Below are 23,546 nucleotides of genomic sequence, written 5' to 3' on the forward strand. Positions count from 1 at the left end.
ATGGACGGGCGAGACGTCAGTAGAACAAGCGGGTATGACATCGACGACGTCGGCGAGGGGACGTCGTCGATGTCATGTCAGCGGTAGCCACAATGGACCCGGATCACTTCCCCTGCGGTGTCCTTTGACGAAGGTGAACCCGTCGGGCAGTCTCGTGTCGGCGTGCTGGCCCCATACTCTCCGGACATGCCGGGCATAGTTCTCCTTCGCCTGGTCGCTGGCGCGGTACCCGCTCGGAAGCGCCCGGCAGTTGGGCGGCACCCAATGCTCGCGGGTGCGCTCCCGCAGCGCCGCGTGCCGCTGTTGCGCCGCGGCGTAGTCGGCGTGCTGGCGGGCCGACTGGCTGGGCCACCACACGAACGTGTCCGGTCCACCGCTTCCCGGCTTGTCGGGACGTCCCGGGTTCGGTTCACGGGTGAGCTTGCCGGCGTCCACAAGACGTTCACAGGTGTAGATCACCTGCCACATCAGCGGCGGGTTGTCGAAGTCTGCGCCGAACATGACGCCGAGCAATTGTTTGCCGGTCAGCCTGCGGGAGCCGAACGTGCCCTCAGTGCCGTGACGGCGAAACGCGGCGAGGATCAGCCGCCGTAGCGGGTCGATCCCCTGGTATTTCGCCGGCACCGTCGGCGGTGCCGGTTCGTCGTCTGCGTCCGGCTTGGTGCCGTCAGTCTCCTCGGGTGCCGGGTCGGGGTCGAGGTCGATTCCGAGGGCGGTGGCAAGCAGTCGATGGTCGGCGTCCCAGCGGAACTCGTCACCGTAGGGCAGCGGCCGTTCGAGCAACGTCGTCGTAGCGGCCAGTCTGCGGGCGCCGCGGGCGAGCGAGACCATGACCTTGATCCCCGGGTAGAACGACAGCGGCCAGGCGACACCGGTCAGCGCCCCGTCGCCGTGTTCGACCGTATGGATCCTCTCGTCGTCGGAGAGGTCGTCGCCGTCGTGGTGCAGTTCGATGACGACGGCGCCGTCGGCGAGCATGGCGGCGATCCGGTCAGGTACCGGCAGGGTGTCGTTGTCGAGGTGGATTGGTCGCAGCGCCACGGTGTACACGGCGATGTTGTCGTCGAGGTGTTCGACAACGACCTCGTCTCCGGCGGGTCCTTCTGTCTCGGTGTCGTCCGGTTCCGGGTCGGTCGTGTCGGGGTCCGGACCGGGTTCCCGCTGATCCGTGCAGGTGCCGGTGATCGCTTCGGTGTCGTCAGTCGGCTGCTGGATTTCGGCCGGATCGGTTGCGCCGGTACCGTCATCGGTGCTCTGGGACGGCGGCTGTGACTGGTGGTAGCCGAGCCCGAGGGGTCGTAGCGGGTCGACGTCGCGCAGGTCCGCTGGGACCGGGGACGGTTGCGCCAGCCACACGCCGCCCACCTGCCACAGGTCGTCGACGCGCAGGTGGACTCCGTTCGGCTGCAAACCGTCGACGGCTGCCGTGGCGTGGTCGGCGACGGCGAGGTTGGCGTGCACGACCGCTTCGGCGGCCGCGGTGAGCTCGAACGGGTCGACGTCGACGTCTTCCGGGTCGGTGGCGAAAACCTCGTCGACTCTGCCAGCCAGCCACGGCCATACACCGGTGAACCGTGGTCCGGTCCCCGACCGTGCGATGGTGTGGACCAGGTCGTCGAGGTCTTCCCCGCCCAGCAGGCCGGGGTCTTCCCGCCGGTGGTGGTACCGGTCGACCGGGGTGGCGTAGCCGCCCCATCGACGCAGGTGCGGTGCGACGTCCAGCAGTTTGTCGATCGTGTGCAGCGCCGTCTGCAACGCTACGGCGAGGGTGTCGTCGTCGTGCGGGTCGATCAGCAGACCGCCGAGCGGTCCACCTACCAGTAGTGGTTTGCCGGCGGTGAGCAGATGGTGGGCGTACAGGGCGATGTCGTCGAGGCCGGCCAGCCGAGGACCGGGGTAGCAGACCTGTCCTGTCAGGTGTCCACGCTCGTCGAGGAGCACACCACGCTGGCGCAGCCGGTGAAGTTCGGTGCGTTCCCGGGGTGTGAGTGGTGCGCCGAACGCTTCCGGGTCGACGATCACGCGTACCGACCGGCAGCCGGTGTCGTCGAGGACCGCCGGTGCTCCGGACAGGCGTGCAGGGACCCACCCATCCGGGTGGACGCCGTCGGCGGCGCCGAAGCGGGCGACGACCTCGGCCCACAGCGACTGCTGACCCCGTTCGATGCGCACGAACGTGCCGACGGGCAGCGCCGGCAGCGTCGCGGCATCGGTGGTCAGCCGCACAAACAGTTCGGGGTCGAGGACGGCGGCCTGGTAACCGCGGGTCTGCAGGTCGAAGCCGAAGTGAAGCGCGTTGAACGCGGTGGTGGTGTGCAGCGGCGCCCGGCGAACGTGGGCGACCTGCTCGAGGTAGGCGATGATGGCCGCGCGTACCGCGTCGGGGATGTCGTCGACGTCGCGTAGCAGGTCGTCGGTGAACAGCGGTTCGTCGTGGAACGGTCGCCATGTCGGTGTCGCGGTCATCGTCATCGGGCGGCTCCTGCCTCCCGCGCCGCGGCGCGGGCGTTGTCACGGTCGACGTGCCGGCGAAGCCGCCAGACTCGGACGCCGTCTGTCAGGGCCGCCTCGCCGGCGGCTTCAAGCCGGGCGAGCGCGTCGGTGACGTGGGTGAGCTTCATGCCGGGGTCGACGCCGCGCAGCCGGTGGTAGAGCAGCTGCGGCCACAGCGGTCGCAGCCGACCGGAGCGGCTGTCGCGGTAGGCTTCGTCGCCGCGCAGGACCCGGTGCAGCATCCCGGCGGTCAGGCCGTGGAAGTTGTCCCACAGCAGCGCCCGCAGGTAACGGTCGACCGCCGCCTGGTATGGCGCGCCGTCACGGTCGGCGGCCGGCCGCGGCCGCGGGGTGTTCAACGCGTTCAGCAGCACCGGTGTCGGTGTGGTGTCGGCGCTCGACGACCAGCAGGTGGAGCAGCGGCACGCGGCGGTGCTGCAGGTGCCGTCGGGTACCGACTGCCCAGGCTGACCGAAGTACTCGGCGAAGCCGACGTTGGCGCACTGGGCCTGCTCGGCGTACCAGTCCCGCAGCGCGGTGAGCTCGGTGTTCAACCGGGCCCGGTGGGCGTTCATCCGGGTGGCGAAGTCAGCGGGCAGCCGGCCGGTCCGGTCGAGCATCCGCACCGAGACCAGGGTCTGGGTGTTGCCGGCCTGGGAGACGTCGACGACGCCGAGGTCGTGCAGGGTCGCCAGCAGCGCCCAAGTGCCGGCGACGTCGTCGGCGAGGCCGTCGTAGCCGGTCACGGCTGCGGCGAGCTGTTGGTGGACGTCGGTGAGCTGGTGACGTCCCGGCCGGGTCGCGGCGAGCTGCTGCACGACCGCAGCCGCGTCGGCGAGGGTGTCGTCGCAGCGGATCGGATCGTCGAGCGGGGTCAGCGTGACCGTCGCCGGGAAGTCGCCGCAGTCGTCGACCGTTCCGGCCGCGTCGAGGGCGGCGAGCGCCCGGATCACCGCGGTGCGGTACATCGTCATCGTCGCCGGTTTGCGGGCGTCGTCGAGCGACATCCACCCGGCGTCGACCTCCTCGCCGATGACGATGTCGGCGACGTGGTCGGGGTTGAGCACTCCGCTGCCCCGGGCGGCGGCCACGACTGCGTTCCCGATGCGCTGCAAGGTCGGGTTCGCCAGACCTTGCGAGATCATCCAGGCGACGGTCCGGAAACCACGGCCGGTGCCTAGGGCGAGCCCGTACGACGGTGCGGTGATCTCCGCGGGGTCACAGCCGGCCTGGTCACGGCCGGCGCGGCCGAGTTGCTGGTACAGCCCGGCGAGGTCGGTGGGTGGGGAGACCACGAACACGCAGCGGATGTCGCCACGGTTGACCCCGAGACCGAATGCGCTGGTCGCCACTATCAGCAGCGGAACGTACCCCTCCTCCCCGTTCTTGGGCGCGTCGCGGAACTCGGTGAGGACCGCCGCTTTCTCCGCCTCCGACAGCCGGCCGTGGAAGCGGCGCACCCGCCGGGTTTCGCCCTCTCCCACGAACTCGCGCAGGTGCGCGTACAGCGTGTCGACCTCCCGGACGGTCAGGCAGTAGAAGATCGCATGGTCGTCGCAGGCGGAGGTGACCGCTTCGGCGAGCCCAGCGACGACGTTCGGACCGGCGGCCCGGAACGTCCGCCGGTAGATCGCAAGTTCCGGCCGTAGCGGGTCCGCGGTGACGGTGACAAGAGGTTCACCGGCGGACGGGGTCTCGGGCAGACCGAACAGGCCGCTGCGCAGCCCGGCGCGCACTCCACGGTTGGCGGTGGCGGTGACCGCGGTGACCCGGACGCCGTGCCGGTCGCGCAGCTCAGTCAGCAGACCGGCGGCGCGGCGGAAGCTGGGGCGGAAGTCGTCGCCCCATTGCACGAACGTGTGAGCCTCGTCGACGGCGACCCGCCGCAGCTGCCCGTTGGTCGCCCCGGTGCGCAGCAGCTGCTGGAACCGCCGGTTGCCCAGTCGTTCCGGGGAAATGTAGACCAACTTGATGCCGTAGTCGTGGACACCGGTGAGCTGTTCAGCGACCTCGGTCTTGCCGCGGCGGCTGTTGGACTCGGCCATCGGCCCGACGAGGGCACGGACGGCGCCGCCGACGCTGGCGTTGAGTTCAAGGGCCTGGTCGGCCATCAACGCCACGAGCGGTGACACGACGACGGTGACGCCGGTCAACGCAAGCGCGGGCAGCTGGAACGTGTAGGACTTGCCGAAACCGGTCGGCAGCAGCGCGAGCACGTCAGCCTTGTCGGCGACCGCGCGGATCACCTGCTCCTGCTGGTCGCGCAGCTGCAGTGGGACGTCGGAGAACCGCAGGTACCCGGCGATCTGGGAGCAGCGTTCGACGAGCAGGTCACCGAGTTTACCTTCGGCACGGGCAGTGGTTTCGGTGTCGTCGTCGATGCGGGCGGCGAGAATCTTGCGGGTGGCCGGCAGCAGGGTGTGTTCAGCGAGCGCGTCAGCGGTGCACAGCTCGTCGGCCCGCGCGGCAGTGATCTTTCCGCAGTCGGCGAGGAATCGCCAGATCCGCTCCCAGCCGTCAGCCATCGTCGTCAGGTTCCCACCGGCGGCCTCCCCCGTGTCGGGATCGGCGACCAGCAGCCCGGGGTCGAGCGACTCGAGGAACACCCGCCGGTAGCTTCGCCGTAGCGCGGTCTGGCCGGCGAGTTTGCGGTCGCTGATGATCACGACACCGCGGTGGTGGGCTGACCGGATCAGCCGGCCGACGGCCTGCCGCAGATCCATCGCCGCTAAGGGCAGGTAGTACGACTCGGTCGCGACCCGGTCCGGATCCGGATGGCCGGTGTCAGCGGCCCGGCGGGCGACCGCGGCGCGGCGGGCGGCGACGACCGGGTCGGCGAATGGCGCGAATGGCAGCTTGTTGATCCACACCAACGACAGCCGCTCGGCGGGAAAGTCGACCCCCTGCCACATCCCGCGGGTCGCGACGCAGAACCCTCCGGTTTCGGTGAACGCCCGCGCCGCCCGCGCGTTGCCGAGGATCGGGGCGACCGCAACCGGGACGTCCGGCGCGACCGCGGGCAGTTCGGCGAGCAGCCGTTCGGAGATCGCCGACGCCGCCCGTGTCGACGTGGTCAGCACCAGCGCACCACCGGTGAACACACCGGTGGCCGCGCTGCCGTCATCACCGGCGGTTTCCGGGCGGATTACCTCTCGGGCGTAGCCGGTGAGGTGGTGGGCGACGGTGCGGACCGCACCGTCGGCCTGCTCCGCCCAGCTGGGGAAGTCGGTCAGACACACCAGTCTCGCCTGGGAGGCGAGGTCGAACGGGCCGGACAGGTAGTGGGCGTCGACGTCGGATCCCAGTCCGAGCCGACTGCGGATGTAGTCCCATCGGCCGGACACCTGCAGCGTCGCCGACACGTAGAAGATCCGGTCGAACCTCGACCGGGCGAGCCTCCACTGCGGGTCGTGGGCCAGTTCGATCGGCGCGGACGTCACGGTGAACGCGTACCGGCGGGCGGAGACACTCAGGCCTTCCAGCTCCAGTTCGGTGGCGAACACGACCCGGTTCGACACCACCGGCGCCGATCCGGAGTCGTCCGGCATGAGGTCCGGCCCAGCGTCGTCAGCGCCGACCTCGCCGAGGCGCTCCTCGAGCGGGTCCACCGGCGCTTCGGTCTCCCCCGACTCATCGTCGTCGACGCCCCGAGCGTCGTCCCCACCGCTGCCGGCAGGTTGGTCGGCTGGCGTGCCCGGCTGCCCGGCAGCGTTCCCTGCGTCGGGGCGGGGAGGGTCGAGGATGGCATGGGCATCGGTGGTGATCTGGTCGGCTGCCTCGGCCAGACTGCACACCCTGCTGGCCAGTGACGCCGCCCGTTCCCGTTCCCACCACGACGCCGCCTGCATCTGCTCCGCTCCGAGGTGACCGGACAGTTGCCGGTAGACGAGCCCGGCGACGACGGCGAGGCGTTCCACCCGGGCGAGCAGCTGCCGCGCCGAGGCGCTGCCGCCGAGCCCACCGAACGGGCTCGCCAGGGTCGCCGCGCGGTTGCCCGGCTCTCCGCCGGTGGCGTCGAACACCGCCTGCGCGGCCCGTGGCATCACCTCGGTGTCGAGCATCGCCTCCAGGTCGGCGATCTGCTCCCCCAGCGCTGCCGGTGCCCCGCGCTGGCTGGCAAACCAGCGACGCAGCTCGGCGACGAGGTTCTCCACCGCCCGATAGTCCACCTCGGCGCTCGCGGCTCCTGTCGCGGCGTGTTCGAGGGAGTGCGCCTCGTCGACGACGAGCAGGGTGTCGTCGGCGAACGCGTCCGGGTTGCTCAGCAGCAGCGCATGGTTGGCGACGACGAGGCGATGGTTGACCAGCGCTTCGCCGACGGTGTCGGTCATGTGGGCAAGCGGCGACGCGGAGCCGGGCCCGTAGTCGTCGGACTCCTGGCTCACGCTGGCCAGCCACAACCCCATCAGCGGGCCGGCTGTCGTCGAGATGTACTCGGCGAGGAAGATCGGAATGTCGACGGTGTCGACACTTCGTGCCACCCACGCCTGCTGCGCCGATGTCGCGGTGGCCAGCCGCTGGACCAGGTACACCAGCAGCTCCCGGTAGCCCGGGTGGGCGGCGAACCGGTTCCGGCGATCCCGGTGGCTTGCTCCGGCGGCCGCGGCGACCGCGTCGGTGAGCGCGGCGACGAGTGCCCGCAGTGACAGCCGGTTGCCTTTACCTTTCACCAGGTCGGCGACGTCGTCGAGGCCGGGCACGACCATGGCGAGCCGGGTGATGTCGGCGGCCAGCTGGGTCTGCAGCTGTTTGGTGAACGTCGCCAGGACCACCCGTCGGCGGGAGTTGCTGGCGAGCCAGTCGAGGGCGGTGGCGAGAACCGCGAGGCTCTTACCGGTTCCCGTCGGCGCTTCACACAGCGCATCCCGGCCAGCGTCGACCTGGCGCGCCAGGAGTTCGGCCATATGCTGCTGCGCCGGCCGGCGTTCGACCGAACCGTGCGCGGCCACCAAGGCGAGTGCGTGCGGGTCCACGTGACCGATGCGGTCGAACAGTCGCACCGGCACCGTCAGGTTCTCCGGGACGGCTCGGCCACGCCGGGTTGGTTCCCGCAGGTCGCCGCTGCCGAGCACGTCCGCGAGCACCTGGGCGACCGAGCCGTCGTCCGCGGCCGGCCGACCAGATGGTGCGGATAGCAGCGACGTGAGCAGGTCCCAAGCAGGTGACCCGGCACCGGCGGCGAGCAGCAGATCCCGCAACGGCCCGTCCAAGCCTGAGACGGTGTCCGCGGCGTGCCGCAGCAGCCGGGCTGTCAGGTCGGCATCGTCTGCGGCGTCGTGCCAGCTCAGCCCGGACCGACCGACACCTACCTCGTCGGCGAGCTCCGCCAGGCGATGAGAACGGGCGGTCGGCCAGACCGCGTGGGCGAGGTACAACGCGTCGGCTCGGCGCAGCGCGCCGAACGGTGGCTGCTCGGCGCGGGTGGCCGCATCGTCGAGCATCGGAAAGTCGGCGCCGGTGCCGTTGTAGGCCACGAGGACGTCCGCGTCCGCCAAATAGTCCCGCAGATCGTGCAGCGCCTGCTCGACAGGGATCGCGTGTGCGGCGTACTGGTCACGGACGGACGCGGACCGCAGCTGCTCTTCCCAGTCAACGTCCGGCAGCCGCACCCAGGCGGTGAAGCGTGGCGCCTCCTCGACCCAGCGCCGTTCCGACGACAACCGCACCGCACCGATCTGGTAGATGCGCCGGTCCCCGTCGGGGTGATCCGCAGTGGGACGCACAACAGCTTCGACGTCGACGACGACAGCCCGGGGAACCTGCGCAGTTATCGCCGATCGATGCCCGGAAGGGATTGGCGTTGCGGGCGCGTCGGCTGCCCTGAGGATGCCGTTGTCGTCGTGGATGAGCCCAGCGCCCAGTGCCGAAGCGGCGATCCTCTGAAGTCGCGCCTGCGTCATCGCCGGCCAGCGCTGCCGCGCGGCCTCGAGTACCTGGCCACTGTTACAGGGTCCGATGTCCGAGATGAGCCGCGCGAGTTGCTGCTCGCGGCTAACTGCTCCGTCCGTTGTGCCGTCCCTTCCGCCCGTTCGGCACACCGCCCCGGCGTGCGGCGCTGACACCTGCTCGTCTATCGCACGTTCCGAATCGTCTTATCAACCCTGCATGCGACTGCCATCGTGGCCGATCAACTCCTGCAGGGCACTTAGTACGCGCAGCCGCCGTTGGAGATGTTGCTGGTGAGGTGGGGTGAACGCGAGGCGGCCGCCGTGTAACCGCCTTTGCGTTGTGGACATATTTTCAGATCTGGCGGTGCCGTATGGACCCGGCCGGACTCGGACACGCCCGTTGGACCAACCGATGGAAGGCCACACTCAACGCCTTCGACATCACCCTCATCGACCGCGTCAGCGCCAGCCACCGCTAGACCATACCGGACAGACAACTACCCAGAAACCAGTAGTTGCACCGAAACCGGATAGACCACCCCCTGACATCCGCAGCGACTGATGTGCCGCCGATCGCGATGAGTGCGTACTGTAACGAGACTGCAGGGCTCGCAGGGAGGGGTCGCAGGACCGAAGTTGTGTCGGGAAGAAGACAAACGGGACGTACGCACCGCCGAGGATCCGCAGGCGGCCGGCTCGAGACAAGTCGACGTCCTACAAGGATCGCCTCGTGGCATCCATCTACCTGCAGACGCACTTCGGGACGATCCGTGACGTGAACGACCCGGCCCAGTCATCGGGGGACCTGGCTCCCGACCGGACACCGCGAACCCGGCTCGACAAATCGGCCATCCCGACAGCCACGGATGACCAAGCGGGGACTTCGGTCTGGTTACCGACAGCAATTTGCATTGCTTTGAGACGCAGTCGCCCCTCTAGAAGTCAATACTTCAACCGCGGTTCAAGCTCCCTCTGAGCAGGCAGCACAAATGCCAGTTGCAAGCTCAAGACGGAGTTGACCTTTCGGATTGGGCGAGGACTCCAATCGCACGCGCGAGCACGCGGGGCCACATGCGGCGCCTAACACGAAGACGCTTCGCATGTTGTAGGGCTGCGCGGTTGTCATACCGATGCGGTCCAATGGAACCCACCCCGCCTTGCCTACGTCTCTCTCACGCGGAGTGCACATATGATCGAACCACCTTCAGACCCGTCATGGCTGCCCACTCCGCAGGTTGCTGTTGCGCAGCTCGCCAGCGGGATCCTAAAGTACGCCCAGCAGACCGCATCGGGTGACGCGTTCCGGCTGCCGTACCCGGCAAACCTGCAGCTCGCGCTGGACCGGCTGACCCTGCTCGCCTGGCATCAGGACGCGCCCGCGCCGGCCAGCGCGGTGGAACTACTCCAGCTTGCGCAGGAGCCGTTCGGCGACTGGAAGATCGACCTCACCGACGCGGACGTCGACCCAGACGAGTCGCTGCTGATCTATGGCCGCCCGACGGCGACCTGCGAGGAACTCGGTAGCCTCCGTGGGGATGTCGAAGGCGAGATCCGTGAGAACGCGCTGCTGCGGGCGGTGATGGACAAGGCCCGGGCCGCCAACGCACCGCGGTCCTACGTCGCGTTCCGTGAGCTCCTGATTCGGCAGCCCGCGATCGCGGCAATCGAGCTCGATGCGCGGCTGGCGAATCCGGACCTGGCGCTGCTGGCGAACGAGGTGCGGCAGGCATATGTGGAGGCACCGCCGGAAGCGATGGCGGACGGAGTGATCCGGACCTGTGGCGGATGCGGCGGTCTTCGGCTGCCACTGGACGACGACCGGACCTGGATCTGCGAGGACCAATTCTGCCCGGCGCCCGGAACAGCCGGGGAGGACCACCCGGCCAGCGAAGGCGTGTGGTGGTTGCGGCGTGAGCTGCGCACCTTCATCACCGCACCGGGTCGTGCAGAGCTGCGCATCGCCGACGCGATCCGGAAGCTCGGCATACCGGTCGCTCTGTGGCCGGACTTCGACGCCTGCGACATCTCGATCTTCGAGGATCGACCGTGGGTCGCCGACATCAAGGCCTGGCGCAACCCGGTACGGCTCGCCCGGCGGCTGCGGGAGCGGCTGTTCACCGTGCCACCGGAGGCGGAGAGGGCCTACGTCGTCGTCGGCCAGGAGCAGGTAAAGGCGCACCCTCGGTATGTGGCTCGGCTACGGCAGGCGTGCCCCCAGGTACGGCCGGGCCGGCGAATCGTGGCGGTCTCCGAGGCGGAGTTCATCGGTGCCGTGAAGCGCCGGGTGGAGGCCGGGGCATGAGGCAGACCAACACCATCCGTAACCGCTTCACCCGCGCCCTTCGCGGCCACTACACCCCGACCGGGGACCAGCCTTCGCCGTCCCGGCTGATGGACACCGAACTGTGCCTGTATCTGCTGGAAACAGTCGCCGCCGGCCAGACCGCCCACGGAGTACCCGCGTTACTCGACGGCTACCGGGCGCTGTGGGACGCGGTGCCGAGCCCACCAGCCGACGCGACGGTCCGACTCGCCAACGCGCGAGCCCTGCTGTGGCGCAGCCAACGCCCCTACGGGTGGGACGAGTTGCTGCGGGCTTACCTGTCCGCTCCTGAGGCAGTACGGGGTTACCACCTGGACCCGCTCGGCCGACCGGTACGCCGGCAGTGCAGCGTGGCGACCAACCGGTGGGCCTGGTACGAGCAGCTGATCACCGAGCCGCTGCCCTTCGCCGCCACGGGCGTGCGGTTCGCCGCGCCTGGGCAATACCGCATGAGCTCGACGGCGCGTGGTCAGGGCGTCACGGTACCGAACAACCTTCCGCCCGCGCCGGCTCCGGCTCTGCATGACCTGGCCGTCCGGACCCGAGCACCGATCGAGGTCACGTGGCAGGAGTTGGTGGAGACCGCCCGAGGTATGGACGGTGCCGATCTGGAGGCCGGGCGTTCCTCTTACCGATGGGAGGAGCGCCTGCAGGACGTCACGCTGCAGATCCGGCTGGCCGACCATACCTTCGGCGACGCCACGACCCTTTGCATCGATCGGATCCTGCACATGGTCGGCATGGTCAGCGTCGGCAAGAGCACCCTCGTGACGATCCTGACGACCTGGGCGGCGCAGCATGACCTGCGGATAACGATCGTGGTCGGCGACAACTCGGCAGCACTACGCATGGCGCACGAGCTGTCCCGCTACGACGACGTGGTGGCGGCGCCGGTCATGGGGCAGAACCGCACCCGGCACGCGGAGCGATTGCATCGACTCCAGCCGCCGGCGCCTGGCCGGCTTGCGCCCTCCGAGCCGTACGGGTTCGAACTGGTCAGCACGGCGTGCCCGCTCGATGCGATCCGAGACAAGGCCACCCCACTTGAGGTACGCGAGGCGCCCTGCCAGCACCTGATCGAGACCGATCCGGATGCCCCGGTGGATGGCTGGCGGGACGGGACCCGGCGCACATGTCCCCTGTGGCATCGATGCCAGCGGCATGAGGCCGCGCGCCGGCTGGTCACGGCGAACGTGTGGATCGCGACTCCATGGAGTCTTGTGCACACCCCCGTGCCCGGACCGTTGAGCCACGAGCAGATACGGTACCTGGAGGCGGCGTGGCGACGCACCGACCTATTCCTGGTCGATGAGGCCGACCAGGTGCAGGCAAACCTCGATGAGATGTTCGCCAGCGCCCAGGTACTGCTTGGCCCCAGCCAGGAAGCCTGGATCGACGAGATCGGGGCGCGGGTAGCGGAGAAGCTGCGCGCGACCGGCCGCGCACCGGTCAGTTCCCGGCAGATCCGCCGGTTTACCACGGCCCTGAACCAGGCCCGTTCCGCAGCAGACATCATCTACCAGTTGCTGCAGCGAGACCGGGTTCGGGCTGGCAAGCCGGTGTTGGACTGGCTCGACCCCGACTACTTCACGGCCTGGACCCTGTTCAACAGCCTTGCCAAGGACTGGGCCGGCTACACCGCCGCAAAGGGTCACAGGCCGGACCCCGGCTGGGACAACGATCCGCTCTACAAATTCCTGCGCGAGCAGTTCAACGCGTTCATCGACGATCCGACCGGAGCATCCGGCGAGGTAGCCGAGGGCTTAGCCACGTTGGCCGAGGCGCAACTGTCCGACACGGAAGAGGAGACGCGGGAGGACACCGTCCGGCAGTGGCTGACCGAGCTGAGCGACCGGGAGTTGGTCGAAGGTAGGAAGATCGCACCCGCAGAGCTCGACCGCAACGTGTGGCGGCTGGAGCTGGCGATCGCAGTAGCGGTAATGGCACACCGACTCAACCTGATGCTCGCAATCTGGCCGGAAGTCGCGGCCGAGCTGGACATGTTCGACACGCTTCCGGCAGAGGTACGCCGACCGCCCAGCGACCTCGCCGTCGCGGTGCCCGAATCCCCGATGGGCAACGTGCTCGGCTTTCAGTATGTCGAAGACCAGACCGACCGCCGAGATGGCCAGCTGGGCGAGTTCCGATTCTTCCGCTACACGGGCGTAGGGCGGGCCCTGCTGGTGGGCCTGCCGGACCTGTTTCCCGCCGAGGGGCCGGGCCCTAACGTGCTGCTGTTGTCCGGGACCAGCTGGGCCGGCACCTCACCTCGCTACCACATCGACGTGCCGGTCGAGGCGATCCTGCGCCCCTCACCGCAGAAACTCGCCGCCATCTCCGAGACCACCTTCACCCTTGACATCCAGCACCAAGGCGAACGCAGTACCCCGATCTGGGTGTCCGGCCGCTACGGGGAGGAGCGTGCGAGCGCACTGCGGCAGATGGTCGCGGCCCTGACCCAGCCGGGCGCGGGTCCCGGGCGACCGAACCGGCTGGAGCGGGAACGAGCCGCCCTGCCGCCCGGCCGGCAGAAGGTCATGCTGCTGGTTGGCAGCTACGCCGAGGCCCGCACCGTCACCAACGAGCTGCTTCGCCGCAAGTCCTCCTGGGAGGGGCAGGTGCGCTGCCTCATCGGCGACGACGAGTTGGAAACCGGCTGGGACGACGGCCACTTGCTGCGCCGCGGCGACGTCGCGGACTTCGGCACCGACAATGCGTGGCTGCTGGTCGCCCCCATCCTGGCCGTCGAGCGCGGGCACAACATCCTCAACAACGACGGCGTGGCCGCCATCGGCGCCGCGTTCTTCCTCGTACGTCCTCACCCGCGGCCGAAGGATCTCAGCTACGTCACCCAGCGGATCAACCAATACGCCCTCGAACAACTACGCCCGCACCCGCTCGACGACGACTGCCCGGCACACGAACGCCTCGTAGGTGCCGGCAGCCAGCGTCGCCGAGCCGCGCAGCGCCAGTGGCGGCGGTTGCTGCACGCCATGGTCGCCTACAGCCAGCTCGGCACGGACGAGCGCCAACGCGTGGCCTGGACCCAACTTGTCACCATCTGGCAGGTCGTGGGCCGGCTCCTACGCGGCGGCCAAGCCGCGAAGGTCTACTTCTGCGACGCCGCCTTCGCACCGGTCACTGCGCGCAGGAGCGACACCGACACCGACCTCGACGATGCCAGCACCAGCCTGCTGCACGGCATGCGTGAAGTGCTCACCCCGTACTTCGAGCCTAACGGCGTCAACACCGATCGACACCTGGTCCAGGCGCTCTACCAGCCCCTGTACCGCGCCCTCACCAACATGGGAGACCGCTGAATGGCACCCCGCTACGACAACCTCGCTGTCACCGTCCTGCGTCTCGATCCCGCAGCCCCGATCGAGCGCACCTACTACCTCATGCGGTTCCCTGGCCGCTGGAAGGAACCGCTGCGCCGGCTCGCCCAGGCGCAGCGCGGTGGCGACGTCGCCAGCATCCCGATCTCCTCACTCAACGACGCGATCACCGCCCTCGTCCCCGACTGCGTCGTCACGCTTCCGTACGCTGGACGCGGCGACGACGACCAGGAATGGCTGCTCGCATACCACGCGGTAAACCCGACAGCCATCTTCAACCTGGTCGCGGCGTGGGTACGCGCGCAGAAGGGCACCCCGGAGCAGATCTCCCTGGCCCTGTCCGAGCTGAACGCCAGCCACCTCACCTGGTCGCCGGTTCACCTGGACCTGACCGCGCCCGAAGAACGGCAGCGCGCCATGCGTCTGCTCCCGATGGAGATCGCGGCGACATTGTCCCGCCCGGACGCAACGTGCCCGCACAACGAGTTGCGGTTCCTGCGCTGCCCGAGCGCCGACGGCGCGGAGATCATGTCCTGGCCGCCGGAGCGGATCGAGGACCAGACCCCGTTCTCGGTCAAGATCGGAATCAGCGCGCAGACCCTGCCCATCAGTGATGAGCTGCTGGTCTATCTGTCGTACGGCGTGCGGCGCTGGATGCCCGTGCGAGGCAAGCTCGCCTTCGAACACGGCCACTCGGTGTACATAGCACCGACCGTGCCGTACCTGGCCGGCCTGGAGAACTCTCGTCATTTCGGCACGGCGCGGATCAAGCAGGTCAGGGCGACGGAGAGGGATGGCTCGAACAGCTATGGGCCACGCTGGGACGACGCCCTCGCGAGGGTACTGAAGGAAGCCGGTTGTCTCGACCGTCTGCCCGACCCGCAGCAGCTGGTCGACAAGCCACTGGACTACCTCCAGCGCCACGGCGACGCAGCTGCGCTGGTATACAGCACCGGCATGCTCTCGGCTGAGAAGGTCAGCGCCGGGCTGTCGGTCGCCGATCGCCAGCCGCTGATGGACTGGGTCATCAGCGAGCTCAGCCCACACATCCGTCCGGCCGCGGCGCTCCCCCGCGAAAAGTGCACTGTTTACAAAGGGCTTGGCGGCATCAGCGAGAGTCAGGTTTCGGCCAACTACCTCGGTGAGATCGTCGGGCCGCGCCTGGACATCGAACTGCTCACCGACACCGACCGCGCCACGCAATACGCCCTCGACCGGCTCGCCACCCGTCTCGGTGTCCCGATGCCCCGTGCCGAGCAGCTTGACGAGGCCGGGGCCCACATCGACCTTGGCGCGGCGACCATCAGGATTCGGCGGCTGGCGGCACCGACGATTCGCGCCGACCTTGACCAAGTCGGACGCCGGCCCCAGGCCGCGGTGGAGGCTCGCATCGAGCACATCGCCGACGCACTTGGCGAGGCGGCAAACCCGACAATCGCCCTGGTCGAGATCGCCCACCCCGACGCCTATCAGGGCCGGCGACGCGGCGACGATCCCAAGTTCGCCATCCGGCACGGCCTGCTGCGGACGGGCCGGCTCAGCCAGTTCGTCACCCCGGTGGCCGAGCCGAAGCGTCCCCCTCGCGCCCGTGAGGGCAGGGAGCCCTCTGACCCGAACCGAGAGCGGTTCGCCGCAGCCGTCGATGATCTGTTCCGGCAGCTCGGCGTACGCCCCGAACCGCTGCCTGAGCCGGCGCAAAACACCCTCATCCGACGGCCGGCCCTCCTGGCCATCTGGATGATCCGCCAGAACAAGGGACGCGTCTGGGGGCTCGCGCGACAGGTCCCGGTCGCCGTGCTCGTCGACCCCACCGGTCAGCATGTGGAAGTCCGTGCGCCCAAGGTGCCCTGGCAGCCTCTGCACACCGGGCTCGTGGAGATCGGTAAGCAGTACGTCAACGTGGACCTCAAGTGCGGCCCCGACGACGTGGTCCGGTTCGCCAAGGACGTCATCGATGAAGCCACCAGCGCTTTCCCCGACACCCTGCTACTCACCCATGCGCAGAACCTGCGCAGCGTCTGGAACACCCTCACCAACGGCCGCATCCAGCTCGACAGCCTCGGCTTCGGCGGCGGTGGACCTCAGCCGATCAGCAAGCTGCCCGGCCTGCGTCATGTACGCATTCGCACCGCTGAAGGCGGCGAGACGCCGGAGTGCTACGGCGTAACCGACGATGACACAGGCCAGCCCAAGGGTCTGTGGCGCTTCCTGGCGCCTCGGGTGTACGGCAGCACTACGGGCAAGCCCAGCACGCACTCCGGGGCGTTGAAGGGCGTGTCGAAGCTGATCCCCGGCGAGCACAACGGCAAGCTCACTGCCCCAAAGCCGAAGGCCCAGGTATGGAACCCGCAGTTCATCGAGCTGCTCGTGGCGGGAATCCAGGACGGCGACCAGCCCGAGCACTGGGCGGCGCTGGCGCACGAGCTGCGAGATGCAGCACCGTACGTACGGGGCACCACCGTCCTGCCGTGGCCGCTTCACCTCGCGGAGCAGATCGAGGAATACCTCCTACCAACCAAGATCGCTAACCTCGGTTCGCAAGAGGTTCTCAGGGACGAGTAGGGGCCGTGGGCCTCCCCGGTGCGGGAGGCCCACGACCACGAGCATCTGTCGCCCCTGCCTATGCCGGTTGCGCTCCGCCGCCTCGCCGTCGGGGCACCACAGCCGCAGTAGCTTGGGCCGCGACGTGCGAGAGCTCGGGGAGGACATCGCCGTAGAACTTGGCGGTGAAGTGTGGGCTGGAATGGCGCAGCCGGTTGGAGATGACCTTCATGTGGACGCCGGCAGCGAGTCCCATGGTCGCGGCGCCGTGGCGGAGGTCGTGGAGCCGGATGGGTGGTAGTCCGGCTTGGTTGGCGAGGTGGTGGAAGTGGTCGGTGATGTCGGCAGGGTGGAGCCGGCCTCCGGTGGGCGTGGTGAACACGAGTCCGGTGGTGGTCCAGGCAGCACCGGCGGCGAGGCGTTCGCGATGTTGGCGGGTGCGGTGGGCGCGTAGTACCGCGACGGTCTCGGTGTCGAGGGCAACGGCGGCTTCGCTGTCGCTGGTTTTGGGTGTGTCGATGGCGGTGGCCCAGCCGTGTTGGACGAGTTGCCAGCGGACGGTGAGGGTGGCGGCGTCGAGGTCGAGGTCGTCCCAGTGCAGGCCGCAGGCTTCGCCTCGGCGGAGGCCGGTGAAGGTGATGAGGTGGTAGAGGGCGTAGAGCCGGTCGTTCGCGTCGTGGGTGTGGTCGAGGAATCTGCCGGCGTGTTCCGGGGTCCAGATCATGACGGGGCTGGGGGTTGTGCCGGTGTCGCGCCAGGTGCGGATGCGTTGGTCGGTCCAGATGGTGGGCTTGGGTGGTCGGGCTGTTGGTAGTTCGATCATGAGGGCGGGGTTGGTGTCGATGTAGCGGTGGCGGCGTATCGCGTCGTTGAGGGCTTTGCGCAGGGTGGCGTGGATGACGTGCAGGGTTCTGGGGCCGACGATCCGCTGGTTCTTGACTTGGTCGCGTTTGGCGGGGTCGCGGCTGGCGCGCAGGGTGGCGATGGTGGTGTTGCGTTCGGCGATGGTGTCGTACATGGCGTCGATGTGGCCGGGGCGGAGCCGGTCGATGCGCAGGTGGCCGAGGTGCGGGATCAGGTACAGCCGGATGTGCCCTTCGTAGGAGCGCAAAGTGCCTGCCTTGATGTTCTTGCGCCCGGCGAGCCAGTCGGTCAGGTACGCCTGCATCGTGGGCAGCTCGGTCGGGGTGATGTCCAGGTGCAGCGCCCGCCGGACCTGGTCCGGGGTGGGAACGGGTGCGCCGGTTTTGACGGCGGTTTCGATCAGGTCGCCGGTCTTGACGGTGGTGTGCGGGTCGGTGGGGTCGGGGACAGCGAGCACCGCGCGGATGCGGTCTAGGACGGCGTCGGCGTCGACCTGGGTGGCGTAGGGGCCGTGGCGGAGTGGGCGGCGGGTGCCGTCGGCGCGGGCGGGGATTTCGATCTGCCAGTGCCAGTGGCCGTGGGTGCGGGACCAGCCGCCGCCGGGCCGGCGCAGCTGGGGACAGGAGCGTCCCAGTCGCCGGCCCGTGACGCTGTCGTGGCAGCCGCAGCGTTTGAAGGTTGATCCCTTCACTTATCGTCTCCTGGATGCTTCGTATGGTGCCGCCAGCGGTGTCGGGTGGAATCCGCTGGTGGCGGGGTCATCGCATCCACGCTCACCTTCGCGTCGGCTTCAAGTCGCCCGCCGCCGGTTTCGGCGGGGGCGGGTTGGAGGAGGTGGAGCAGGGCGGCGACCGGGACGATGATGCGGCTGCCGGCCCGGATCAGCGGTATGGGGAACTGGTTGGTGGCGGCGAGCCGGTACGCCTGGGATCGGCTGATCCCGAGCACCGAGGCGGTGGTGGCGAGGGTGGTGGTCACACCGAGGGCACGGATGCGCTCAACCGTCCATACCTCCCCGACGCTGGGCGCGGTGGTGGTGCTGTCGATCGTGGTGCGGGTGGTCTGGTCAGCGTGATTCGTGAGGCTGTTCATGATCAGGCTTCTCCTGGTTATGAGATGGATGGCTGTGCGGTAGGAGCGGGGTGCTCCCGTCGGGGTCGACCGGCGCAGGGGTGGCTGCTCCGCCACCGTTGCGCCGCTGCGGTGACAAAGGCGGCGGCGTCGGGTTGGTCGGCACGGCCGGGCTCGCGATCAGCTCGGGTGGTGCGGACGACTCGGTCTTGAGGGTTTTGAGGAGTTCGGATACTCGGGTGTTGGACGCGGTGTGACCGGCTGCGCGAAGGGCTTCGGCGAGCGCCGCCCGGGTCAGTGCCTGCCCGTCCGCGGTGAGCCACGTCGGCGACACGCGTCCTGTGAGCGGACGGTCCGGGTCCTGGACCGCTCCCCCGCCGTGACAGCGGACCGCACCGTCTCTTCCGGTCCGCTGTCCGGAACAGTCCGTCCGGCCTCATTGAGCTGGCAGTCCAAAACCGCCATGGCAGGGGCGGGCGTGGCGGTGCTGGTCCGTCCGAGGGCGATCTTGACCATGACGAGGAATCCGAGCGCGGGTACGGCAGCGGCGACCCAGCCGATGATCGAGGGTTCGGCCTCGACGACCTGCGCCGCCAGGGACAGGGTGACCGCGCACGCCAGCACTGTGGACGGGAAGACGGTGGAGGTGTGAGCGCGTTTGCGGCGGCGCAGTTCCAGACCGGAGGCGATGGACATCAGTTCCAGGACGATCGCGTCGGCCCAGGCCAGCCAGCCGGGTTGGCCGTGCGCGGCGGCCACGTTGTGGACGTGGGTGAAGCTGGCCGCCCCGGCTGCGCCTCCGATGGCCAGCATGATGACGACCTGGACGACGCCCTCGACGCGGCTATCGCGCGGCCGTGCCTCCGGGTCACGGATCGGTGCTGTCGTGGCCGATCACCTCCTCGACCCGGACCGGGTTCCGGTCCGTCCGTCAGTCGCAGGAGGCGGGACCGGATAGCGGACCGGCCCGGCGTCGGACAACCGTCGGGACGCCAACCGGACGCCGACTGCGGACCGCTTGCCCCGAACGCGAGACGGGGACGCGGTCCGGCCGCTGTGGGAGCGGACGTCCGGTGCTCTCACCGATCCGTCAGCACCAGCCGAGCTGCTCACGACAGAGCCGTGACAGACGCCGGCCCTTGCTGTCCGCTCCACGGCAGAGGTACCGTCCGCCGCCCTCGTGCCGTCGCTGATCAAGCGGCCTCACCCGCCCGCTCGGAGACGTCAACGACGTACCCGGCCAGGTCAGCCAGCCGCAGCCGCGGTCCTCCTCCGCCGGCCACGGCCCACACCGCCTCCGCTGGGCTCAGGCCCGCCGTCGCGGCGTGGTCGCGGGCCCCGGTAGCGACCGGCACCGACAGCGGCACGTCGGCCAGCACGCGGTGTAGGTTGCGCTCCCGGGCGGCCGAGTGCAGCCAGAACAGCACCGGCCACGCCCGCTCGATCGTGCCGAACAGCTCCTGATAGCCGTCCACCTTGCCGGCCAGGATCGACAACTGCTCGGCGCCGGTGTCGTACTCGACGAAGAGCGGCACCTCGACACCGTTCTCGACCCACCGGCCGTAGCCGTCCGGGCGTACCCGCGGCTGATACGCCCGCACCAGCCCCGGATCCTGCCGGCTGGTGAACGTCCCGGCGCGCTGGCACACCACCTCCGGCAACCACTCCACCGAGCCGGTGCCCGGGTGAGTGCGGGCGTGCCCGGCCAGGTCGGTGAAGAACCCGTTCACCCCGAGGCGGTGGGCGAGGCTACGGGTCGAGGTCCAGCGCCGCCGCTCCACCCGGGCGTGGTCCCGCCGCGGCGGGCGTTGGTCGCGGCTGGCCGCGACGACCTCGGCGCCGAGCTGGTCGATGACGTAGTGGTACGGGTACGAGCCGCCGTCGGCCCGCTGCGGCCGGAACCGGGCGACGAGGCGCAGCCGGTACAGGGTCCGCAGCCGCCGCTGACAGAAATCGAGGGACGGGAACAAGGCGTGCGCGAGCTGGAACGACGTCAACACGCCGTGGTCGTACAACCAGCCCAGCAGCACACGGTCACGGCTGGTCAGCTGGGACTGGACCCGAAGGACTGGATCATCCACCGGCTAGCACCTCCTTCCCGGGTAGGGAATGCCAGCCCCAGGGGAGAGACCCGAGACCAGGCAGGGTCTGTCGCAGGACAAGCCGATGTCGCTGACAGCCGGCCTGACCTGCGGTGTGAGAGGCAACACGGGGTCGGTTCGGGGGTCCGGCTGAAGACTGACGTCAACGCTGACGCCAAGCCCGACCCCCGAACGGGGATCAAGCCGGAACTCGTCACTGCCAATGCCTACGGCAGTCGTTGAAGGTGTCGACGAAAACACGTGAACTCCTTGGTTGAGGATGTGGAATGTGGTCCTGGTGGCCTGGTCCGGGCACGACAGCGCCGCCGGAGCGGAAAGAGCCCGGTGAGATGAATCCCGGCGCCGCCCTGCCGTGGTCGCCGTTAGCGGCGCGTGAGTGCCGACCGCCGGGAGCACCGGCGCGACGAATGGCCTTGGGGCAAGCGCGTGGAGGTAGCCGTTGGCGGGGTGAGGGCTAGCCTCTCGGTCATGTCCGCCCCTGCCACACGCCCGTTGCTGTTCCTCGACGTGGACGGCACCCTCATCCCGCTCGGCACACCCACGGCGGTTCAGCAGGGGATGCGGCACGGCCACACCGAGACACCGGTCCCATCGGCCGACGCCCATCCCCTGCTGCACAAGGTCAATCCGGAACACGGCCGCCGGCTGGAGGCTCTGCCGTGTGATCTGGTGTGGGCGACGACCTGGATGAGCGACGCGAATGACGTGCTCGCGCCGCTGCTCGGGCTACCGACCCTGCCTGTCGTGGACTGGCCCGACTCCGACGAGGTCGGCGTCCTGCACTGGAAGACCCGTGGTCTGGTCGAATGGGCGCAGGGACGCCCCTTCGTCTGGGTCGACGACGAGATCTCCCACGCCGATCAGCAGTGGGTGTCGACTCATCACCCCGGCCCGGCCCTGCTGCATCGGGTCGATCCACATCGCGGCCTGATCGAGCAGGACCTCGCTGCCATCGAAAGCTGGCTGGTGCAGGCGCAGTAGGGCCAGCTTCCAGCCGTCGCGGGTGCCGCGCTGGACGGCTGTCTGCGAGTCGGGGCCGTCGCTTTTGAGGTGCCGCACCATGCCGCTGGCGTCGGCGGCGGCCCGGGAATCGTGACGTGGTGCGGTCAGGATCCGACCTCGATGAGGCGACGCCTGCCACTCTCGCCCGGCACCTGCCATACCTGATCGTCCGGCCAGTGGCGGTACAACAACTGCTGCGTGGTCGTGGCGGCAGCATTCCGCAGCGGCTCGCGGAGCAGGTCGGCCCGCAACCGTTCCTCCCGCTCGGCATCCTGAGCGATCAGCAGAACCGCCCCGACCGGTACCAGCCGGTCCGCGCGCCGGTAGCCGGCCAACAATCCACCCAGACCTGACGTCGCTCGCTCGTGCTCGGCGACAACGCCGCCGCTCGGGCCACGGTCGACGTGGACCAGGAACCGCAGGCACCGCCCGTCCTGCAGCCAGACGCCGTAGCCGTCGGCCCGCAACTGCGCCAGGTCGTGCTGACGCAGCCACGCCGAGGTGTCCATCATCGCCAGCCACTGGAACAGCTCGCACCGCCCCGGGTTGCGCCGCGACACCTCCACCAACGGCAGGAACAGCAAGGCATCCGCCCGACCGTAGGACCGCTGCCCCAGCCGCAGCGGAACCGGCCGCCCCGACGCTGTCAGGGCTCGCCGGAGCACGTCGGTTCCCTCGGCCGTGACCTCGTACCACCAGGTGTGGGTCCGGTCCTCCGCCGAGCGGTCGCGGCGCACCAGTCCCGCCTCGTGCAGCCACACCAGGTCCCGGTGAGCCGTCAGCCGCGACACTCCGCAGACAAGCGCCACGTCCAGTGTCGTCGCGGAACCATGCTGCGCCAGGTACGACAGGATCCGCCACCGCCGCGGGGACAACCGCCCCGTGGCACCCTGGTCGCCCATTCCCCGATGATCCTCCTGGCGTCGATAGTCCGACATCCCGTCCCTGACAGCCGTAACAGAGAGTGATCAATGCGCCGACGGGAACATCGGAAGCCGGGACCGCCGTCACCGCACACAGCGCTCGCCCTCGGCCGCCATACGAGGCGTCGGCAGGCCGTGCGAGCACCCACATATACAAACCGGGGTTTTGGGGCCGATTTTGGTGATCACTGTTCAGTGAATCAACCGAAGAGTTGAGGACAGAAAGCGCGGTACGGTCAAATCAGACCGCTGTTAGTTGATCTCCACGATCGGCGCCCTACAGCGCGCCGATCTGCCAGAGGCCCGAAACCTAAACCAGCTCGACTCGACAACGCAGCGCCACGCACCGATGCGTGGTTACTAAAAGTGACCACGCCCCGGGGGGAGCGTTGCCGCGTCTTCCTTCAGGAACGGACGATGCGCCGAGGCGAGCCCCCGTAGGGTCGGTCGCGTGGCCGAGACGTGGACCGAACCGGACCTGTCCTACATCGCCAGCGTGACGCGGGTCCGCGCGGTGGCCGGCGTGATCCTCCGCGACCAGACCGGCCGGGTGCTGCTGGTCCACCCGGCCTACAAAGACGTGGGAAGTTCCCGGCGGAACCGTGGAGCCGGACGAGTCCCCGGCAGACGCCTGCACCCGCGAGATCCAGGAAGAGTTGGGTCTGTCGATACCCGCGGGAGCGCTGCTGTGCGTCGACTGGGTACCGGCGAGCCAGCCGTGGGACGGCGGGGACTCATGTTCGTCCTCGACGGCGGGGCGCTGACGGCGGATCAGATCGCGGCGATGCGACTGTGCCGGGACGAGTTGGACGGCTTCGAGTTCGTCGAGCCGGAACGCCTGGACGAGATGTTGATTCCCCGACTGGCTCGGCGGGTCACCGCGGCGATCGCCGCTACCGGCCAAGGCGGCGCCTACCTCGAGGATGGAGCCGCGACCTCGAACAGTTAGCCGTCAACGCGGAGCCTCGGCCGCAGCCCGGTACCGGGACATAGAGGTCCAC

At 69.2% G+C, this 23,546-nt stretch carries 12 protein-coding genes and 1 pseudogene; 6 read left to right on the forward strand and 7 right to left on the reverse strand.

The genetic code is table 11. The features are described from left to right. Positions 1–72: 72 nt before the first annotated feature. Both ACFQ4H_RS07315 and ACFQ4H_RS07320 read right to left on the reverse strand, forming a co-directional pair. The gene (locus ACFQ4H_RS07315) at positions 73–2,472 is read right to left on the reverse strand and encodes a hypothetical protein (protein WP_377568349.1); all 2,400 of its coding nucleotides are present in this window, start codon (positions 2,470–2,472) and stop codon (positions 73–75) included. Next, positions 2,469–8,555 (reverse strand): DEAD/DEAH box helicase, encoded by a 6,087-nt coding sequence (locus ACFQ4H_RS07320; RefSeq protein ID WP_377568351.1) that lies wholly within the window; start codon positions 8,553–8,555, stop codon positions 2,469–2,471. The genes ACFQ4H_RS07315 and ACFQ4H_RS07320 overlap by 4 nt, the downstream gene beginning before the upstream one ends. A gap of 1,015 nt (positions 8,556–9,570) precedes the next feature. Between ACFQ4H_RS07320 and ACFQ4H_RS07325 the strand changes: the two genes are divergently transcribed. Genes ACFQ4H_RS07325 through ACFQ4H_RS07335 form a run of 3 tightly spaced genes read left to right on the forward strand, consistent with a single transcriptional unit; the run spans position 9,571 to position 16,604 of the window. Then, the gene (locus ACFQ4H_RS07325) at positions 9,571–10,683 is read left to right on the forward strand and encodes a pPIWI_RE_Y domain-containing protein (RefSeq protein WP_377568354.1); all 1,113 of its coding nucleotides are present in this window, start codon (positions 9,571–9,573) and stop codon (positions 10,681–10,683) included. Next, complete coding sequence (locus ACFQ4H_RS07330) at positions 10,680–14,024, forward strand: pPIWI_RE_Z domain-containing protein (RefSeq protein ID WP_377568356.1); 3,345 nt, start codon at positions 10,680–10,682, stop codon at positions 14,022–14,024. The genes ACFQ4H_RS07325 and ACFQ4H_RS07330 overlap by 4 nt, the downstream gene beginning before the upstream one ends. Next, positions 14,025–16,604, forward strand: a complete 2,580-nt coding sequence (locus tag ACFQ4H_RS07335) for a pPIWI_RE module domain-containing protein (protein WP_377568360.1) — start codon at positions 14,025–14,027, stop codon at positions 16,602–16,604. 58 nt (positions 16,605–16,662) lie between these two features. On the opposite strand, the gene ACFQ4H_RS07340 is transcribed toward ACFQ4H_RS07335, so the two are convergent. From ACFQ4H_RS07340 to ACFQ4H_RS07355, 4 genes and pseudogenes are all read right to left on the reverse strand, one after another. Further along, positions 16,663–18,138: a tyrosine-type recombinase/integrase gene (locus tag ACFQ4H_RS07340; RefSeq protein ID WP_377568362.1), complete on the reverse strand. Its 1,476-nt coding sequence runs from the start codon at positions 18,136–18,138 to the stop codon at positions 16,663–16,665. Then, on the reverse strand, positions 18,135–18,539 hold the full coding sequence (locus ACFQ4H_RS07345) for a helix-turn-helix transcriptional regulator (protein ID WP_377568365.1): 405 nt from the start codon (positions 18,537–18,539) through the stop codon (positions 18,135–18,137). Before ACFQ4H_RS07345 ends, ACFQ4H_RS07340 begins: the two co-directional genes overlap by 4 nt. Continuing rightward, positions 18,514–19,331 (reverse strand): annotated as a pseudogene (locus tag ACFQ4H_RS07350) (DUF2637 domain-containing protein). Before ACFQ4H_RS07350 ends, ACFQ4H_RS07345 begins: the two are co-directional and overlap by 26 nt. Positions 19,332–19,711: 380 nt before the next feature. Next, complete coding sequence (locus ACFQ4H_RS07355) at positions 19,712–20,599, reverse strand: replication-relaxation family protein (protein ID WP_377568367.1); 888 nt, start codon at positions 20,597–20,599, stop codon at positions 19,712–19,714. A gap of 513 nt (positions 20,600–21,112) precedes the next feature. Here ACFQ4H_RS07355 and ACFQ4H_RS07360 point away from each other — a divergent pair. Beyond that, positions 21,113–21,601: an HAD domain-containing protein gene (locus tag ACFQ4H_RS07360; protein ID WP_377568634.1), complete on the forward strand. Its 489-nt coding sequence runs from the start codon at positions 21,113–21,115 to the stop codon at positions 21,599–21,601. A 125-nt stretch (positions 21,602–21,726) separates the two neighbouring features. Here the strand turns inward: ACFQ4H_RS07360 and ACFQ4H_RS07365 are convergent, their stop codons facing one another. Then, positions 21,727–22,524: a DeoR family transcriptional regulator gene (locus ACFQ4H_RS07365; protein WP_377568369.1), complete on the reverse strand. Its 798-nt coding sequence runs from the start codon at positions 22,522–22,524 to the stop codon at positions 21,727–21,729. Between the two features lie 623 nt (positions 22,525–23,147). On the opposite strand from ACFQ4H_RS07365, the gene ACFQ4H_RS07370 reads away from it, so the two are divergent. Together ACFQ4H_RS07370 and ACFQ4H_RS07375 are read left to right on the forward strand one after the other, a co-directional pair. Next, on the forward strand, positions 23,148–23,309 hold the full coding sequence (locus ACFQ4H_RS07370) for an NUDIX domain-containing protein (protein ID WP_377568371.1): 162 nt from the start codon (positions 23,148–23,150) through the stop codon (positions 23,307–23,309). Then, complete coding sequence (locus ACFQ4H_RS07375) at positions 23,234–23,494, forward strand: NUDIX hydrolase (RefSeq protein ID WP_377568647.1); 261 nt, start codon at positions 23,234–23,236, stop codon at positions 23,492–23,494. Before ACFQ4H_RS07370 ends, ACFQ4H_RS07375 begins: the two co-directional genes overlap by 76 nt. Positions 23,495–23,546: the final 52 nt, after the last annotated feature.

This window comes from Micromonospora sonneratiae (assembly GCF_042679305.1).
In the GTDB taxonomy this organism is placed as follows: domain Bacteria; phylum Actinomycetota; class Actinomycetes; order Mycobacteriales; family Micromonosporaceae; genus Micromonospora_H; species Micromonospora_H sonneratiae.

Excerpts from the sequence above, each read along its gene's own strand:
- ACFQ4H_RS07315 (WP_377568349.1), bottom strand. The coding sequence starts at position 2,472 with ATGACGATGACCGCGACACCGACATGGCGACCGTTCCACGACGAACCG.
- ACFQ4H_RS07325 (WP_377568354.1), top strand. The coding sequence starts at position 9,571 with ATGATCGAACCACCTTCAGACCCGTCATGGCTGCCCACTCCGCAGGTT.
- ACFQ4H_RS07330 (WP_377568356.1), top strand. The coding sequence starts at position 10,680 with ATGAGGCAGACCAACACCATCCGTAACCGCTTCACCCGCGCCCTTCGC.
- ACFQ4H_RS07335 (WP_377568360.1), top strand. The coding sequence starts at position 14,025 with ATGGCACCCCGCTACGACAACCTCGCTGTCACCGTCCTGCGTCTCGAT.
- ACFQ4H_RS07345 (WP_377568365.1), bottom strand. The coding sequence starts at position 18,539 with ATGAACAGCCTCACGAATCACGCTGACCAGACCACCCGCACCACGATC.
- ACFQ4H_RS07365 (WP_377568369.1), bottom strand. The coding sequence starts at position 22,524 with ATGGGCGACCAGGGTGCCACGGGGCGGTTGTCCCCGCGGCGGTGGCGG.